Source organism: Aestuariivirga sp., from assembly GCF_965227715.1.
GTDB lineage: Bacteria > Pseudomonadota > Alphaproteobacteria > Rhizobiales > Aestuariivirgaceae > Aestuariivirga.
This window is the reverse complement of sequence record NZ_OZ245771.1, coordinates 3963308-3979477: the sequence shown is the minus strand read 5'-3', so window position 1 is coordinate 3979477 and position 16170 is coordinate 3963308. Positions and strand designations below refer to the sequence as shown.

The following is a 16170-nucleotide window of genomic DNA, read 5'->3' as shown; positions in this document are numbered from 1 at the left end:
CCAATCAAGGGCCGATCACTTCTCGGAGAGGCCCCGGTGCTCCGGGCGTGATGGGGCCAGGCGGCAGTTTTCCCTCTCTCAGGCAGCCTCCGCCTTGCGGCCCGCCACCACCTGCTCTGCGGCGCGGCCCGTCAGCTCTGCCATGTGGTCGAGGGTGAAGGTGAACGTCCCCACGCCCGCCGTTGCCGAGCGCAGCTCGATGATGAGCGAGGCCATTTCGGATTCGGGCATATGCGCCTTGACCGTGTCCCAGCCGGGCCAGCCGTCGCGCCCGTCATAGCCCAGAAGCTGGCCGCGGTGGCCGGTCACGATCTGGTTGACGCGGGACGTGGCGTCACTGGGGCAGTGGATCTCGACGGCCACAATGGGCTCCAGCAACACCGGCACGCAATTCGGCATCCCGTCCACCATGGCAATTCGCGCCGCCGTCTTGAACGCCATCTCGGAGGAATCGACATCATGGTAAGAACCATCCGAGAGGTTGACCGAGAAATCCACCACGGGGAACCCGAGGGGCCCGTGGCCCATCCACTCCCGCACGCCCTGTTCAACAGCCGGAATATATTGCTTGGGCACCACGCCGCCCGTGATCGAATCCGAGAACACGAAGCCGGAGCCGCGGGGCAGCGGCGCGATCTCGACCACCACATCGCCATATTGCCCGTGGCCACCCGATTGCTTCTTGTGCCGGCCGCGGATCTGCGTTGGCTTGCGGATCGTCTCCTTATAGGCGATCCGCCGCGGCTTGGCATTGGCATGCACGCCGAATTTTCCGGTGAGTTTTTCGAGCGCCACACGCAGGTGCATTTCGCCCTGCCCCCACAGCACCATTTCATGCGTATCGTGATTGTGCTCGAGGGAGAGCGATGGATCTTCCTCGACGAGCTTCGCAATGGCGCTCGTCAGCTTCACCTCGTCTTTCCGGTCGGACACTGAAATGGCAAAGCCATAAACGCCCGGCGCCGTCTCGAGGTCCGCGAGCTGCGGCGTGCTGCCCTTGGTGGCCGAAAGCGTCTCGCCCGTGCGCGCAGTCTCCAGGCGGCCCAGCGCCACCGTGTCTCCGGCAATGCCCTTCGCCACCTTGGTGGGGCTGGAGCCCATCAGGGTGAACACGCCGGCCACCCGGCTGTCTTGGCCCGCGGCGCCATACAGCACCGTGCCGTCAGCCACCTCGCCGGACAGAACGCGCGCGAGGGAGAGCTTGCCGCCCTGGGTGGTGTGGAAGGTCTTCAGCACCTGCAGCACCGTGCCGCCGGGCGCAAGACCCAGGCGCCTTGCGGTGTCAGCCACGCCCGGCGCCTCATGGCGCAGCGCCTTCAGCAGGCGCTCGATGCCGGTGCCATGCTCGGCGGACCCGAACAGCACGGGCGTGATCAAGCCTTCAGCCAGCTCGCGTGCGAGATCGGAGAAGATGCGGTCGCGCGGCGGCTCCATGTCCGAAAGGAGCTGCTCCATCAGTTCATCGTCATGGTCGGCAAGCCGCTCCAGCATGGCAAAGCGCTGCGACTTCTCGAGCTCCGCCATGTCCTCCGGCATATCGATCAGGCGGCTTTCGAGATGTTCCTGGTAGATGAAGGCGCGCTCCAGTGCGAGATCCACGAAGCCCGTCACGATCGAGCCCTTCATGATCGGAAGCTGGCGCAGGATGAGCGGCTTCGAGGACGCGGGCTGCAGCCAGGAGAGCACGTCGCGCGGAGAAGAATCCGTCTTGTCCACCTTGTTGATGAACAGCATGCGCGGCAGGCCGATCTCGTCCAGCTGCTTGAGGATCAGTTGCAGGGCCGGCGCCTTCTTGTCATCGGCTTCGCACACGACGATGGCCAGATCGGCACCGAGAAGGGCCGCGCGCTGGTCCTGCGCGAATTCGACGGAGCCGGGGCAGTCGATGAAGGTGAAGCCCTCTCCCAGATACTGCGTGGTGGCGGTGTTGAGCTCGATGCTCATGCCATGGGCGCGCGCCTCGGGCGCTGCGTCTCCGATGCTCGATTTGTCGGAGACTTTGCCTTGGCGCGGGATGGCGCCGGTGTGAAACAGGATGGCTTCGAGAAGTGTGGTCTTGCCGCTTAAGTAGGGGCCCACAAGTGCAACGCACCGAGAGCCCTGGGGCCTTCTGCCGGTTGGGGTGTCCATGGACAATACTCCTTTGACTGCTCACAAGACTGCAAGCTGCGAAGGACCGCCCTTCTCCCGAACCCGTGTCACCACGCCGGGGCGGTTCCACAGCCTTGAGAGTGACTCCGTTCCGGACCCCCGGCAAGCGAATTCCGAAAACGAAAAAGGCCCGGCGTTTCCGCCGGGCCTTTTTGAGGTGAGTAAAACGGTCTTACTTGGTGGAGGTCAGGCGCAGCGCGGCGATGCCGGCGGCAACGTTGAGGCCCGTCTGGGCCTGCACGCTGAGCGGCTGCAGCGCGATCGACTTGTTGGAGCCGCCCACCAGCACATTGGCGCCGAGGCCGACGGCAACGGTGGCTTCAGCCGAAGCGCCGGCATATTTGCCAGCGAGCGCGCCGCGGTTCAGCTTGCCGGGGGCGAACACGGCCCAGGCCATCACGCCCTTGCCGGTGAAGCCGATGTCGATGCCGAGCTTCTCGATCGTGCCCTTGTAATGTTCCTTCTTGCCGACCGTGCCGTCGAAGGTGCACTTCACCGTCTTCGACGATGCGATGATCATGCCGACGCCTGCGGACACGTCACAGCTGAGGACACCGACCTTGACGCCCTTGGCGGCAAAGGCGGGGGAAGCCGCGAGGCCCAGAGTGATCAGGGCGGCAAGGGCAAGTTTCTTCATGTTCGGAAGTCTCCTATTGAACGGATAACGGGTAGAGGCCCGTATTGTGTCAGGAATGGGACAATTTCGGAAGCCCATACAGAAAACGGCGGTTAACCCGCAAGGTTAACCGCCTCAATGTTTCAGGGCACATATTCCAGCTTGAAGCTGGCGAGGCCGGCCGCGATGTTGACGCCCGCCTGGCCTTCAACACTCAAAGGTTGCAGCGCGATTGAGCTCTGCGAACCGCCGACCAGCACATTGGCGCCGAGGCCCACCGCGAAGGAGGCGTCCGCCGTGGCACCGGCATAGGTTCCGGCCAGCGCGCCCTTGCCCACCTGGCCCGGCGCAAACACCGCCCAGGACATGACGGCCCCTGCGGTCACGCCGATGTCGAGGCCCACCTGGGTGATCCGGCCCTTGTAGTATTCAACGCCGTTCGGCCCCTGGAAGCTGCAGCTTGCAGACTCCGAGCCGCCGAGGATGAGCCCGATCGAGCCCGACACATCGCACACGAGCACGCCGAGCTTCACGCCCGTATCGGCCTGGGCCGGCAGCGCGAAAAGTCCCATTGCGAGAAGTGATGCAGCGATTTTCTTCATGTTACCGTCCTTTCGGTTGGGTTCTGCCGCGTGGCGCCTCACCGTCAGCCCGCCAGAAAATCCGGCTTGCCCAGTTCGACTCCATTGTGCCGGAAGATGGCATAGGCCGTTGTGAGGTGGAAGTAGAAGTTGGGCTGTGACCAGGTTTCAAGAAGGCTCACACCGTTGAAATGAAGCTCCCGCGGACCTGCCTTGATGTGGATCTCCCGCTCCTCGGCCCCGGCGAATTTCTCCCGCGGGATCGAGGTCACGAAGTCGATCGTCTTCTGGATGCGAGCCTGAAGTTCGGGGAAGGTCTTTTCCTCATCCGGAAAGCTCGGCACATCCACACCCGCCAACCTTGCGCATGCGCCCTTGGCGGAATCCGATGCAATCTGCACCTGCCGCAAAACCGGATACATGTCAGGATACAACCTCTGAGAGAGAAGCACTGCGGGGTCGATCTTCTTCGCCGCGCAATGATCTTCCGCCTTCTTCAGGATTTTGGAAAGCGAGCCGAGGAAATGCACGAAGACCGGCACCGACGCGTCATAGATGTTCATAAGCGTTACTTTCTGTTTTTTACCGCAGGTTGCCGCAGAAGCGCTGCACACGCCGGCAGGCATCCTCTAGCACCTCTGTCGCGGTCGCATAGGAGATCCGGAAGAAGGGCGACATGCCGAAGGCCGCGCCATGAACGGCCGCAACACCTTCCGCTGCCAGAAGCTCCGTCACGAAATCCTCATCCGTGCGGATGACGTTTCCCGAAGGTGCCGTCTTGCCGATGCAGCCGAGGCAGGAGGGATAGACGTAGAAGGCACCCTCCGGCGTCGGGCAGGAAATGCCATTCGCCTGGTTCAGCATGGAGACGACCAGGTCGCGGCGCTGCTTAAAGACTTCGTTGTTGCGAGGAATGAAATCCTGCGGCCCGTTCAGCGCCTCGACGGCCGCCCATTGCGCAATGGAAGACGGGTTGGAGGTCGATTGCGACTGCAGCTTCGCCATCGCCTTGATCAGCTGCTCCGGCCCCGCGCCATAGCCGATGCGCCAACCCGTCATGCAATAGGATTTGGAAACCCCATTCATGGTCAGCGTGCGGTCATAGAGCTTGGGCTCAACCTGCGCCGGCGTGGTGAAGTCGAAGTCATCATAAACCAGATGCTCATACATGTCGTCCGTCAGCACCCACACCTGGGGGTGCCTCAGCAGCACATCGGTCAGCGCCTTCAGCTCCGCGCGGGAATAGGCGGCACCCGACGGGTTCGACGGCGAGTTGAGGATCAGCCACTTGGTCTTGGGCGTGATCGCCTTTTCGAGATCCGCCGCCTGCAGCTTGAATCCGTTCTCGAGCTTTCCCTCGACGAACACCGGCGTGCCGCCCGCCAGCATCACGATGTCAGGGTAACTCACCCAATAGGGTGCCGGCACGATCACCTCGTCCCCGGGGTTGACGGTCGCCATCAGCGCATTGAACAGCACCTGCTTGCCGCCCGTGCCCACACTCACCTGAGACGGCTTGTAGTCGAGCCCGTTCTCGCGCTTGAACTTGTCGCAGATCGCCTGCTTCAGCTCGGGGATGCCGTCGACCGCGGTATACTTGGTCTTCCCCGCCTGGATGGCCTTGATCGCCGCATCCTTGATGTTCTGCGGCGTGTCGAAATCAGGTTCCCCCGCCGCCAGCCCGATCACGTCGCGCCCTTCCGCTTTCAGCGTCATCGCCTTGGTGGAAATGGCGATGGTGGCAGACGGCTGGATTCGGTTGAGCGAGTCGGAAATGAAGCCCATGGCGGTCACCTTTCGGATTTGCGGGCTGAATAGGGGGAAGAGCGGGTCAGGGCAAGCCTCATTCCGCCGCATCACAGCTGCCCTGCAATTGGGCTATAAAATGCGCATGACGGACCACCCCTTCCTCGTTGCCGGCGGCGGCATTGGCGGGCTGGCGGCAGCCTTGGGGCTCGCCCGGCACGGCCACCCCGTGCGCCTGTTCGAGCAGTCCCCTGCCTTCGAGGAGGTGGGGGCGGGCCTCCAGATGTCGCCCAATGGCGTCCGCGCCTTGCGCTCCCTGGGCGCCTGGGAGGCGGTGGAACCCTATTGCGTCATCCCTTCGGAAATCCACCTGCGGGACGGCATAACTGGCGCCCTCCTCCAGCGCATCCGGCTGGGGAAACCCTTTGAAGAGCAGTTCGGCGCGCCCTATCGCGTCTGCCACCGGGCAGACCTCCTGTCAGGCCTCCTCACCGCGGCGCGGCGGAACTTCAAGATAGAGCTCAACCCCGGCCGCAAGGTGGAAGCCGTGGCAGAGATGCCCTCGGGCGCACGCCTCACCTTCGCGGATGGCACCTCGGCCGATGGCGCGGCGGTGGTGGCGGCTGATGGCATCCGCTCCCGCCTGCGGGAGGCCGTCTGCGGCAGCATTCAACCCACGCCACGCGGCGTCATTCTTTATCGCGGGCTCATGCCCCTGCAGCGCGTGCCGCCTGAAATCGAGGCGGATTGCGTCACGCTCTGGCTCTGCCCCAGGGGTCATGTGGTGCATTACCCGGTCAGCAACTGGCGCAATTTCAACATCGTCGCCGCACTGGATGGCGATCTCGCCGAATGCGGCTGGCAGGCCCCGGCACCCTCTGCCGAAGTGGCGCGCAGTTTTTCAGGCGTTTGCGAGGATCTCTCGAACCTCCTCGCGGCACCCGCCACCTTCCAGCGCTGGCAGGGCGCGGATCTCCCCGCTCTGCCCCGCTGGTCCAGCTCCCGCGTGGTTCTGCTGGGCGATGCTGCGCACGCCACATTGCCCTTCCTCGCCCAGGGCGCGGTCATGGCGCTTGAAGATGCAGTGATCCTCGCGCGGGAGGTCACCCGCGCGCCCGGTCTCGCCCAAGGCTTCGAAGGCTATGAAGGCCAGCGCCGCGCCCGCACCGCCCGCATTCAGGAACAATCGCGCCGCATGAGCCGGATCTACCACGCGGGCGGACCAGTAGCCCTCGCCCGAAACCTCACCTTGCGCCTCACCAAGCCCTCCTTTGCCCTGAAGCGGCTCGAGTGGATTTACCGCTGGACCCCGGAAAATTCCGGCTGATCAAGCAATCGTGTGGAATGGAGTGCCCCCTCCAGGCGTATCCTAAATCGAATTCAATCGTCAGGAGGACGACATGACACGACTGACCCCGGTTGTACTTGCCTGCATGCTCGCATTCTCGGCCTCGGCCCTTGCGGCCGGCGGCGGCGGCGGGAGTGGCGGCGGAAGTGGTGGTAGCGGTGGCGGCAGCAGCGGTGGAAGCGGCGGCGGAAGCAGCAGCGGCTCCGGCGGCAGCAGCAATTCGCCCACCACTCATCAATGCAAGAAGGGTGAGGTCTGGAGCAAGAAGTCCAAGAAATGCGTGAAGGCCCAGTCAGGCATCCTCCCCGATGAGGAGCTTTACCAGCAGGGCCGCGCGCTTGCGAAGGAAGGCCACTATGACTGGGCCTTGAGCGTCCTCGCGGTCATCCAGAACCAGGAAGACCCGCGCGTCCTCAACTACACGGGCTGCAGCTACCGCAAATCCGGCCAGCTCGAAATCGGCATCACCTATTACCGCAAGGCTCTGGCGATCGACCCCAACTTCAACCTCGCACGCGAATATCTGGGCGAAGGCTATCTCTCCGCCGGCCGCGTGGACCTCGCCATGAACGAACTCGCCGCCATCGAAAAAAGCTGCGGCACGACCTGCGAAGAATACCGCGAACTCTCGGCAGCAATAACCTCAGCCCACTGAGTATTTTCACGTAACTTCCCGTCCCCCTCGCCCCCACGCATGTGGGGGAGAGGGTTGGGGTGAGGGGGTCTCCCCCCACGTACCAGCCTGCGACCGCTCAGCACTCAAACGCCATCTTCACCTCTTGCCGGTCGCCCGTGGTGAAGGTGGCCGTCTTGTCCGAGAGCTTCTTGATGATCCAGCCGGACATGCGCATCACGCCGTCTTCATGTTCGAGCAGGTCTTCCGCATCGGGCCGTGAGTCCGGCAGCGGCATCGGCAGGCCGCGATAGGTGAAGTTGAGGTTCAGGAACAGCTCGTTATACTCGATTGTACAGTCGATCGGCCCTTCCGCCGTCGTGCCCAGAAGTTCCAGCGTCTCGCTCATGGCCGCCGCCACGCGCGCCCCCGTGGCGCGGTGCAGGCCCCAGCGCTCGCCCAGCTCTTCCAGAATGTCATTGGTGCGCGCGCTGTCCTCGCTGCCGGTAAAGCTCATCGTCTCCTTCTGCCCGATGCCGATACGCATCAGGAGATTCAGGACGATGGCCAGGATCGTGGCGAAAGTCATGGGCGCCAGCACATGCTCGAAGGAGCTTCCGGCAAAGCGCGTGGTGAGTGTGGGCACGGACTGCAGCAGAACGCCCGCCCCCACCGAAAGTCCGATCACCAGCGAGCGCCGGGGAGACAGCATGCGGGACAGAGCAAGTTCAGCTCCAGACACGATGAAATAGCACGCCGCATAGAACAGAAGCCCTGCCACCACCGCATCCGGCAGGGAGAGGACATGCTCAAGTGCGGCCGGCACGAAGGCCACCGCCATCAGCACCACGCCCACCGCCATGGCCAGCACGCGGGAGGTCACGCCCGTGGCATAAGCAAGGCTTAAGTTGGCTGAAGACATGCCGAGCGCCACACCGCCCATGAGGCCCGACAGCGCGGTGAACACGCCCGAGGATTGGAGGCCGAGCGAAATCTTGTTGAAGTTGGGCCGCCGCCAATCGGCATCGTCCAGCCGCTCGGTGCCAATCAGCACGCCAAGCTCATCCACCACATTCACAAGCGCGGCAACCGCCGCCAGATAGATAAGGCCCAGGTCGAAGTGAAAGCCCGGCAGGCGCAGATCCGGAAAGGACACGGGCGCAACATTGAGGCCCTGCACATTGGCGCCCATATGCCAAAGCCCGGTGAAATAGGCCACCACCAGCCCCGCCAGGCAACCAAGCAGCAGCGAGAAGAAGCGCGCCATGCCCTTGAGCCACACTGAACCCGCGGATGCAACAGCGAGCGTGATCACGGCCACGATCAGCCCCTGCGTATCCACATGCGCGAAGCTCTTCTCGAAGGATTGGACCACGATTCCGCGCAGCGTGCCCGGCAGCAGTGAAACGCCCAGCATGATGACGACCACGCCGCACACCTCCGGCGGGAAGAACACGCGCAGCTTCTTCACAGCGGAACCGAAGGCGAATTGCACCACGCCCGCGGTCACCACCAGCGTTGCAATGCCAGCCGCACCCGATGAAAGGCCTGCCGCGATCACCAGCGGAATGAAGATGGGGTTGGGGTGGAACACGATGAACATGCCGCTGCCGAACTTCGCCTGCAGCAGGCTCGCCGCACCGCACACCAGCAGCGTGGTGGACAGCATGGCAAACTGGTCGACCGCTGAAAGATTCAGCGACTTGGCCATGATAACCACATAGACCAGATTGATGAGGACGATGGCCGAATGCTGGACGGCCAGGATGGCGATGCTGAGGGGCGGTGGAACTTCGGAATTGGAATAAAGAAGAAAGCTCGGCCGCTTCGCCATCAGTCAATTGCCCCCGAAAAGTGAGAGAGCTTGCCATGGCCAGGCGGAACCGCAAAGCGGGTTTGCGGGCTTAGCAAAACAACAATCCTAAGTTGGGCTAACCAGCCACTCCACACTGCTCTCGCCCCAGGTGCCGATGCCAAGCCTTGTGGCCAGGGCCGGCAGCAACAGCCGCAATTCGGCATCGAGCGTCCAGGGCGTGTTGAGAATCGCCAGGCCTGATCCCGCAAGCCCGCCCGCTGAAAACGCCTCGCGCACGCGCAATTCGATTTTGAGCGTTCCCGGCACGCCCAGCCCCTTGATGCCGGAGAGAACGGTCTCCGCCGTCTCCCCCGCCTTTAGCGGATACCACACCAGGCACACCCCTTGCGCGAAGCGGCGCACGGCATGGGCCAGCATGCGCACCGTCTTCTCGGCCTCCGTCTTCAGCTCATAAGGCGGGTCGATCAGAATCAAGCCGCGCCGTTCCGGCGGCGGCAGCTTGGCCTTCAGGCAGGTTTCCGCATCCATGCTGGTCACGTCTACGCGCGGGTCATGCAGATAGTGCCGCTCCAGCGTGATCGCATCCTGCGGGTGAAGCTCGTTCGCGATCATCCGGTCCCCCCGCCGCATCAGCCTCAGCGCCAGTTCGGGAGAGCCGGGGTAGACCTTTAACGCCCCGTCGGGGTTCAGCGCTGCGATCACCGCCCGGTACGGCGCGAGCAGGGCTTCCACCTCGGGCGCGAAGGCCTCCGCCATCTTGGCAATGCCGCCTTCCCATTCGCCGGTTTTTCCCGCCTCGGTGCCGGTCAGGTCATAGAGGCCAATCCCCGCATGGGCATCGATCACCCGAAAGGGCTTGTCCTTCTTCTTCAGGTGCTCCAGCACCCGCGCCATCACCGTGTGCTTCAGCACATCCGCGTGGTTTCCGGCATGGTAGGCGTGGCGGTAGTTCATCCCCGGAACACGAAGAAGGCGCCGGCACAGATCAGCGAGAAGCCGATCACATGGTTCACGGTGATCGCCTGGTGCAGATAGAACACGGAGAACACCGAGAACACGATGAAGGTGATCACCTCCTGCATGGTCTTGAGCTCGGCGGCGTTATAGACCTGGAAGCCGATGCGGTTTGCGGGCACGGCCAGCCAGTATTCGAAGAAGGCGATGCCCCAGCTCACCATCACCGCCATCCACAGGGGCTTGCTGGTGTAGTTGAGGTGCCCATACCACGCGAAGGTCATGAACACGTTGGAGGCGACGAGCATGATGATGGGAAGAATGTAGGGTGACGTCAAAGCAGGCATGATGATATCCCGGCTCCTTACTTGAGGCGGATGGAGGCCAGGTCGATCATCGTTCCGTCCTGGCCGAGGTTGGCATAGACCACGCGGTCTGGGTGATCGTTGCTGACCATGAAGAAGCCGACGGAGTCGGCCGCATAGCCCAGCTTGCCGCATGGGGGGTCGGGCACTTCGGTCTGCACCACGGCATCGAATGCCTGCTTCAGCTTCCCCGTGGGAACAACCTGCCAGGCGGTCCAGCCGTCGGGTGCGGGCTGGTCCTCGACCTTCGCCATCACGCAGTCGGCAGTATCCAGCACCAGGCCGCGGGCCTTGAGACCGGGGAGGAGCGCGGTGGCGCCGCCCGCCTCATGAAAGGGCTGCAGCACCGTATAGGGCTCGCCCGCATTCACCCGCAGCGCGAAGCGGTCCGTGCCCGCGTCATAGACCACGTCCCACAGGCCGGTGTCGAACTTGCAGGTCTCGGTCCACAGTCCCAGGTCCCTGCCCTCGCGCCACACCCAGTTGCATGCCGTCCTGTCGGTTGAATAGAAGGGCATGGGGCTCGCCCCTTCTGGCGCCGGGCTGGGCGTGATCCGCACCGAGACATCGCTGAGCGGCACGCACACATCGCCTCCGCCATCCGGGCTGGCGAATTGGCTGAGCGCCGGTGCCGAGGCCTCGAGGCCCTTGCCCTGCCCGAACAGGCACAGCTTGCCGGGCGGCAGGCCATAGACGATCACCCCATCGATATCGGGTGAGGCGAGCCGCCCCTTGGCGAAGCTCTCCGAAAAGCGCACGTCGATCTGCTTGCCGAGCGCGGCTTTGAGGCCCGCGCGCGCCTCGCCTGCGGGGATCAGCGTCTGGTCAGCCCTGGCCGGCGCCGCGCCAAAGGCGAGCGCGGCGGCGATGACGGCGGCGGGCAACTGTCTCATGTGGCGGACTCATGCCAGAACGGGCGGCCTTTGGCTATTGCCCGCGGGCCGGAACCTTTGCAACCCGAGCGCCGTTCCGCCCCCGAATTCCGCTGGAGGATCCCCCATGACCGATACCAAACACGAGGCCGACGAGCGCCTCATGCAGTGGCTGCGTGACGCCCATGCGATGGAGAAGCAGGCTGAAACCATGCTCTCCTCCATGGAGGAGCGGATCGAGAACTACCCGCATCTCAGAAAGCGCATCGCCCAGCATCTGAAGGAAACCCAGCACCAGTCCCAGCGCCTGGAAGACGCGATCGGCCGCCTCGGCGGCAAGACCTCGGCCATAAAGGATACGGCGGCCAGCATCGGCATCATGTTCCACACCCTCACCACCACCCTGGCGGGTGACGAGGTGATGAAGGGCCTCCTCTCGGGCTACACCTTCGAGCATTACGAGATCTGCGCCTACCGCATCCTCATCGCCGGCGCCGGCGTCCTGGGCGACACTGAAACCGCCCGCATCTGCCGCGAAAACCTGCGCGAGGAAGAAGACATGGCCCAGTGGCTCTCCCAGAACATAGACCCGCTGACCACCGAATACCTCGAACGCGAAGAAAACGGCAGCGAGCGCGCCAAGCGGTAGGCCGCGCGCGCCCCGCGCAAAGCCGCCCTTGGCCCCGCCCCGCCCCGCCCCTATATTCCCCCCATGGGACATTCACGCCAGGAAGGCGGCTTTGCGGAAGCGCCGCAGCCGATTGAGCTCGATTCCGCCGAATCGATTACCGGGGGCCTCGGGCCGCTCCGGCCCGAATTCGTGCCGCTGTCCAGCTTCACGCCCGTCAAGCCGCAGAAGGCCGCGAAATCGGATGGCGGCCGCCCCCTCAAGATCGTCTCGGAGTTCGAGCCGCGCGGCGACCAGCCCACCGCCATCGCGGAGCTCGTCTCCGGCGTCCAGAATCATGAGCGTGACCAGGTGCTGCTCGGCGTCACCGGCTCCGGCAAAACCTTCACCATGGCGCAGGTCATAGAGAAGACGCAGCGCCCCGCCCTCATCCTCGCCCCCAACAAGACGCTCGCCGCCCAGCTCTATGGTGAGTTCCAGAGCTTCTTCCCCGAAAACGCCGTCGAATATTTCGTCTCCTACTACGATTATTACACGCCCGAGGCTTACGTGCCCCGCAGCGACACCTATATCGAGAAGGAATCCGCTATCAATGAGCAGATAGACCGCATGCGCCACTCGGCCACGCGCTCGCTGCTGGAGCGGGATGATGTGGTGGTCGTCGCCTCCGTCTCCTGCATCTATGGCATCGGCGACGTTGAAACCTACAGCGCCATGGCCTTCCAGCTGAAGAAGGGCGAGCGCACGCCGCACCGCCAGCTGCTGGCCGATCTCGTGGCGCTGCATTACAAGCGCAATGACCAGAATTTCGTGCGCGGCACCTTCCGCGTCCGCGGCGATACGATCGAGCTCTTCCCCTCCCACTTCGAAGACCGCGCCTGGCGCATCTCGCTGTTCGGGGATGAGATCGAATCGATCTCCGAATTCGATCCGCTGACTGGCCAGAAAATGGCGGAGCTGGAGCAGATCAAGGTCTATTCCAACTCGCATTACGTGACGCCCAAGCCCACGCTGGAACAGGCCGTCACCCGCATCAAGAATGATCTGCGCATCCGCCTCAACGAGTTCAACAGCGCGGGCCGCCTGCTCGAAGCCCAGCGGCTGGAGCAGCGCACCATGTTCGACATCGAAATGATGATGGCGACGGGCTCCTGCGCCGGCATCGAAAACTATTCGCGTTACCTGACGGGCCGCAAGCCGGGCGAGCCGCCCCCCACCCTCTTCGAATATCTGCCGGACAATGCGCTGGTCTTCATTGATGAAAGCCATGTCACCATCCCGCAGATCGGCGGCATGTTCCGGGGTGACTTCAGCCGCAAGGCAACGCTGGCCGAATATGGCTTCCGCCTCCCCTCCTGCATCGACAACCGGCCCTTGCGCTTCGAGGAGTGGGACACGATGCGCCCGCAAACCGTCTGCGTGTCCGCCACGCCGGGCAAGTGGGAGATGAACCAGTCCGGCGGCGTCTTCGCCGAACAGGTGATCCGCCCCACGGGCCTCATCGATCCCCCCGTCATCATCCGCCCGGTCAAGACGCAAGTTGACGATCTCGTCGCCGAATGCCGCGAAGTGGCACTGGCCGGATACCGCACGCTGGTCACCACCCTCACCAAGCGCATGGCGGAAGACCTAACCGAATATATGCATGAGCAGGGCCTCCGCGTCCGCTACATGCATTCGGACATCGATACGCTGGAGCGGATCGAAATCATCCGTGATCTGAGATTGGGCGCCTTTGACGTGCTGATCGGCATCAACCTGCTGCGCGAAGGGCTGGACATTCCGGAATGCGCCCTGGTGGCCATTCTGGATGCGGACAAGGAAGGCTTCCTCCGCTCCGAAACCTCGCTCATCCAAACCATCGGCCGCGCCGCGCGAAATGTGGATGGCAAAGTCATCCTCTACGCCGACAACATGACCGGCTCCATGGAACGCGCCATTGCCGAAACCAACCGCCGCCGCGAAAAGCAGGTGGCCTATAATGAGGCCAACGGCATCACGCCGCAGTCGATCAAGAAGAACATCGGCGATATCCTCAAGTCCGTCTACGAACGCGACCACGTCCGCGCCGACGCAGGGCTGATGGAGGATGCCCCCCTCGTCGGCCACAACCTGCAAAAAGTCCTCGCCGACATGGAAAAGAAAATGCGCGAAGCCGCCGCAAACCTGGAGTTCGAGGAAGCCGCCCGCCTGCGCGACGAGGTGAAGCGCCTGAAGGCGGTGGAGCTGGCGGTGATCGACGACCCGACAGTGCGGCAGTCAAATATCAAGGACGCGACGGAGTCCTGGCCCCAGCCCAAGGGGGAACGCCGGGCGAGTTCGAAGGCGGGGAAACCGGGGACCCGGGCGTATCGGGGGCCGAAGAGGTAGCACATCACGTTGTTCCTCTCGGCCTATCTGACTTTGCATGGTTAAAGCCTAGACTGGGAGATTCGCTTCTATGCTGAGGACTATAGCTATCAAGAACTTCAAGAGCTTCTCCGATTCTGAGGCAGTAGAAATATCGAAACACTGGACCGTGGTTGTCGGCAAGAATAACTCCGGTAAATCAAGCTTCTTACGTGCGATGCGAATTTTCCAAATTTCTAACGAGCCGTATCGCGGCATCAAACAAAGAAAAGATCGACCCCGCAATCCCAGTTCGTCATTCCGGTTTCAAATTAGTATCTCGGGGCCGGCCTTGCGCCGTTACCTCGCGAATAGGGATTTGTTTTTCCCGTTTGGTGGCCCACAAGGCAGTATGCCGGGTAACAGAACAGAACAGTTTAACCGGCTACTCGCAGAAGGTTCCATAATTGTTGACGGCCTCACTCCCTCACCAGGGAATGTCAGTGTAACGAGTGTAATGGACGACAGCGGCACGCTTATGTATCCATGTGACCGCTATGATTTTTTCAGAATAGAACCAGAAACAGGGCAAGCTGTTTATCATCAAATCCCAACAGATCCGAGTGCCCTCATCTCAACGGTTTTGAGCGATCTCTATGGCTCAGAAACTTACTTCTTCAATGCCGAACGTATGCATATCGGGATCTCCAAGATTGACAACGTGAGCCACCTTGAATCAGATGCAAACAACTTGGCTCAGGTCCTAAACAAACTCCGCGAGAATCAGCATCGCTATGAAAAATTCGTAACGCTTGTTGCTGAGGTATTTCCAGAGATCACCGACATAGTGCCATCAGTGATAAATAGCGGAGTAGTGGAGATTAAGCTCTCCACAGCCCCACGAGAGGATGAGCGAGAGGATTTGTTAATTTCTCTGTCTGCTTCGGGTACCGGGGTGTCACAGGTACTAGCTATTATCTACGTTGTTCTGAATAGCGACGAACCGAAACTGATAGTGATCGATGAACCGAATAGCTTTCTACACCCGGGAGCAGCGAAGCAGTTAATCCGCATATTGAAGCGATTTCCTCAGCATCAGTTTGTCGTTTCTACGCACTCCCCCGAAATCATCTCGGAAATCTCACCTGAGACTCTTCTTGTCGTGCGATGGACGCCATCTGGGAGCATCGTTGCCAGGGTTGACGAGGGGTTAGATGGGTTAAAGGAAACCCTTAAAGAGATTGGTACACAGTTTTCTGACGTGTTTGGTTTAGATGGCGTGATTTACGTTGAAGGCGAAACAGAGGTAGATTGTTTTGCCCTGATCCTCGAGAGCAGAGGAAAAGAACTCTCAAGGGGAGTTGAATTCGTGAAAATTGGTGATCCAGACAAGCTGACCGGAAGTGAAGCCACGTCGTTTATCCGAAGCTACGAAAGATTGCTTTCAGCAGTAGGGGTTATTCCGCCAGTTGTTGCCTTTTGCCGTGACAGGGAGACCCTGACGGCGACCCAAATTGATGACCTTCGGCGAGAACTAGGGAGTAAACTGCGACTTCTTCCTAGACGTTGCTTCGAGAATTATCTGCTCCACACAGAGGCCATTTACTCACTCTTGCGCGAAAAAGGTCTTCAGGTCAGTAAAGACAACGTAGCTGACTGGATCAGCTCTAACTCAGATGCTAAAATCTATTGGAAGGAGAACAGCGAAATCCCAGAACCCTTTTCCGAGCGGTGGTTGAAAGAAATTGACGGTGCGAAATTCATTAAGAGACTAGTCAGCAGCTTATCAGAAAGCGTATGGGAATATAGAAAGATCTCTGACGGCACCTTACTAACCAAGTGGCTCCTTGCCAATGATCCAGATCATTTGAGTGAGGTGTCAGATTTCGTGATTGAACTTGCTAGTCTTGATGCGCCGGCCGAATAGCTGTTATCGCTGCTCTATAAGTATGGGTTGCAGTGGCAACTGCAAAGCGTGGGGCGGATGAGCGCTCCCCAATAGACTCGCAATCCGTTACGGTGCAATGGGGCAATGTCACCAACGGAGAGATAACGTCTGGTCCATTCTCCAATTCCTTTGGTGCACAGGAGCCCACATCCGACCAACTTGCCCCTTTCTCCGGTCTTTTGGACGGGAGAAGAGACCCAGGAC

General features: G+C 61.7%; 14 protein-coding genes. 5 read left to right on the top strand and 9 right to left on the bottom strand.

What is annotated here, in order from left to right; genetic code table 11:
• Window positions 1-78 precede the first annotated feature (78 nt).
• From ACO06F_RS18855 to ACO06F_RS18835, 5 genes are all read right to left on the bottom strand, one after another.
• Window positions 79-2130, bottom strand: coding sequence for an elongation factor G (locus tag ACO06F_RS18855; protein ID WP_421694269.1), 2052 nt, complete (start codon window positions 2128-2130; stop codon window positions 79-81).
• Window positions 2131-2323: 193 nt separating this feature from the next.
• Window positions 2324-2788: a DUF992 domain-containing protein gene (locus ACO06F_RS18850; RefSeq protein ID WP_421694268.1), complete on the bottom strand. Its 465-nt coding sequence runs from the start codon at window positions 2786-2788 to the stop codon at window positions 2324-2326.
• 122 nt (window positions 2789-2910) lie between these two features.
• The gene (locus ACO06F_RS18845) at window positions 2911-3369 is read right to left on the bottom strand and encodes a DUF992 domain-containing protein (protein ID WP_421694267.1); all 459 of its coding nucleotides are present in this window, start codon (window positions 3367-3369) and stop codon (window positions 2911-2913) included.
• A 44-nt stretch (window positions 3370-3413) separates the two neighbouring features.
• Window positions 3414-3911, bottom strand: a complete 498-nt coding sequence (locus ACO06F_RS18840) for a DUF1993 domain-containing protein (RefSeq protein WP_421694266.1) — start codon at window positions 3909-3911, stop codon at window positions 3414-3416.
• 19 nt (window positions 3912-3930) lie between these two features.
• Entirely contained in the window at window positions 3931-5133 is a 1203-nt protein-coding gene (locus ACO06F_RS18835; RefSeq protein ID WP_421694265.1) for a pyridoxal phosphate-dependent aminotransferase, read from the bottom strand.
• A gap of 106 nt (window positions 5134-5239) precedes the next feature.
• On the opposite strand from ACO06F_RS18835, the gene ACO06F_RS18830 reads away from it, so the two are divergent.
• Both ACO06F_RS18830 and ACO06F_RS18825 read left to right on the top strand, forming a co-directional pair.
• Complete coding sequence (locus ACO06F_RS18830; RefSeq protein ID WP_421694264.1) at window positions 5240-6421, top strand: FAD-dependent monooxygenase; 1182 nt, start codon at window positions 5240-5242, stop codon at window positions 6419-6421.
• A 73-nt stretch (window positions 6422-6494) separates the two neighbouring features.
• Window positions 6495-7097 carry a tetratricopeptide repeat protein gene (locus ACO06F_RS18825; RefSeq protein ID WP_421694263.1) on the top strand — a complete coding sequence of 201 codons (603 nt, stop codon included), beginning with the start codon at window positions 6495-6497 and terminating at the stop codon, window positions 7095-7097.
• Window positions 7098-7194: 97 nt separating this feature from the next.
• Here the strand turns inward: ACO06F_RS18825 and ACO06F_RS18820 are convergent, their stop codons facing one another.
• The 4 genes from ACO06F_RS18820 to ACO06F_RS18805 all read right to left on the bottom strand — a co-directional run bounded on the left by ACO06F_RS18820 (window position 7195) and on the right by ACO06F_RS18805 (window position 11083).
• Window positions 7195-8889: a solute carrier family 23 protein gene (locus tag ACO06F_RS18820; protein WP_421694262.1), complete on the bottom strand. Its 1695-nt coding sequence runs from the start codon at window positions 8887-8889 to the stop codon at window positions 7195-7197.
• Between the two features lie 87 nt (window positions 8890-8976).
• Window positions 8977-9825 carry a 23S rRNA (adenine(2030)-N(6))-methyltransferase RlmJ gene (locus ACO06F_RS18815; RefSeq protein WP_421694261.1) on the bottom strand — a complete coding sequence of 283 codons (849 nt, stop codon included), beginning with the start codon at window positions 9823-9825 and terminating at the stop codon, window positions 8977-8979.
• The gene (locus tag ACO06F_RS18810) at window positions 9822-10172 is read right to left on the bottom strand and encodes a DMT family protein (protein WP_421694260.1); all 351 of its coding nucleotides are present in this window, start codon (window positions 10170-10172) and stop codon (window positions 9822-9824) included. The genes ACO06F_RS18815 and ACO06F_RS18810 overlap by 4 nt, the downstream gene beginning before the upstream one ends.
• 17 nt (window positions 10173-10189) lie before the next feature.
• Window positions 10190-11083 carry a hypothetical protein gene (locus ACO06F_RS18805; RefSeq protein ID WP_421694259.1) on the bottom strand — a complete coding sequence of 298 codons (894 nt, stop codon included), beginning with the start codon at window positions 11081-11083 and terminating at the stop codon, window positions 10190-10192.
• 106 nt (window positions 11084-11189) lie between these two features.
• On the opposite strand from ACO06F_RS18805, the gene ACO06F_RS18800 reads away from it, so the two are divergent.
• The 3 genes from ACO06F_RS18800 to ACO06F_RS18790 all read left to right on the top strand — a co-directional run bounded on the left by ACO06F_RS18800 (window position 11190) and on the right by ACO06F_RS18790 (window position 15945).
• A complete protein-coding gene (locus ACO06F_RS18800) occupies window positions 11190-11711 on the top strand; it encodes a ferritin-like domain-containing protein (RefSeq protein ID WP_421694258.1) in 522 nt (173 codons plus the stop codon).
• Window positions 11712-11774: 63 nt separating this feature from the next.
• A complete protein-coding gene (gene uvrB, locus ACO06F_RS18795) occupies window positions 11775-14060 on the top strand; it encodes an excinuclease ABC subunit UvrB (protein WP_421694257.1) in 2286 nt (761 codons plus the stop codon).
• Window positions 14061-14130: 70 nt separating this feature from the next.
• The gene (locus ACO06F_RS18790; protein WP_421694256.1) at window positions 14131-15945 is read left to right on the top strand and encodes an AAA family ATPase; all 1815 of its coding nucleotides are present in this window, start codon (window positions 14131-14133) and stop codon (window positions 15943-15945) included.
• Window positions 15946-16170: the final 225 nt, after the last annotated feature.

What these genes read in the sequence shown, in the direction of transcription:
- ACO06F_RS18855 (WP_421694269.1), bottom strand. Translation starts at nt 2,130, where the DNA reads ATGGACACCCCAACCGGCAGAAGGCCCCAGGGCTCTCGGTGCGTTGCA.
- ACO06F_RS18850 (WP_421694268.1), bottom strand. Translation starts at nt 2,788, where the DNA reads ATGAAGAAACTTGCCCTTGCCGCCCTGATCACTCTGGGCCTCGCGGCT.
- ACO06F_RS18845 (WP_421694267.1), bottom strand. Translation starts at nt 3,369, where the DNA reads ATGAAGAAAATCGCTGCATCACTTCTCGCAATGGGACTTTTCGCGCTG.
- ACO06F_RS18840 (WP_421694266.1), bottom strand. Translation starts at nt 3,911, where the DNA reads ATGAACATCTATGACGCGTCGGTGCCGGTCTTCGTGCATTTCCTCGGC.
- ACO06F_RS18835 (WP_421694265.1), bottom strand. Translation starts at nt 5,133, where the DNA reads ATGGGCTTCATTTCCGACTCGCTCAACCGAATCCAGCCGTCTGCCACC.
- ACO06F_RS18830 (WP_421694264.1), top strand. Translation starts at nt 5,240, where the DNA reads ATGACGGACCACCCCTTCCTCGTTGCCGGCGGCGGCATTGGCGGGCTG.
- ACO06F_RS18825 (WP_421694263.1), top strand. Translation starts at nt 6,495, where the DNA reads ATGACACGACTGACCCCGGTTGTACTTGCCTGCATGCTCGCATTCTCG.
- ACO06F_RS18820 (WP_421694262.1), bottom strand. Translation starts at nt 8,889, where the DNA reads ATGGCGAAGCGGCCGAGCTTTCTTCTTTATTCCAATTCCGAAGTTCCA.
- ACO06F_RS18815 (WP_421694261.1), bottom strand. Translation starts at nt 9,825, where the DNA reads ATGAACTACCGCCACGCCTACCATGCCGGAAACCACGCGGATGTGCTG.
- ACO06F_RS18810 (WP_421694260.1), bottom strand. Translation starts at nt 10,172, where the DNA reads ATGCCTGCTTTGACGTCACCCTACATTCTTCCCATCATCATGCTCGTC.
- ACO06F_RS18805 (WP_421694259.1), bottom strand. Translation starts at nt 11,083, where the DNA reads ATGAGACAGTTGCCCGCCGCCGTCATCGCCGCCGCGCTCGCCTTTGGC.
- ACO06F_RS18800 (WP_421694258.1), top strand. Translation starts at nt 11,190, where the DNA reads ATGACCGATACCAAACACGAGGCCGACGAGCGCCTCATGCAGTGGCTG.
- uvrB (WP_421694257.1), top strand. Translation starts at nt 11,775, where the DNA reads ATGGGACATTCACGCCAGGAAGGCGGCTTTGCGGAAGCGCCGCAGCCG.
- ACO06F_RS18790 (WP_421694256.1), top strand. Translation starts at nt 14,131, where the DNA reads ATGCTGAGGACTATAGCTATCAAGAACTTCAAGAGCTTCTCCGATTCT.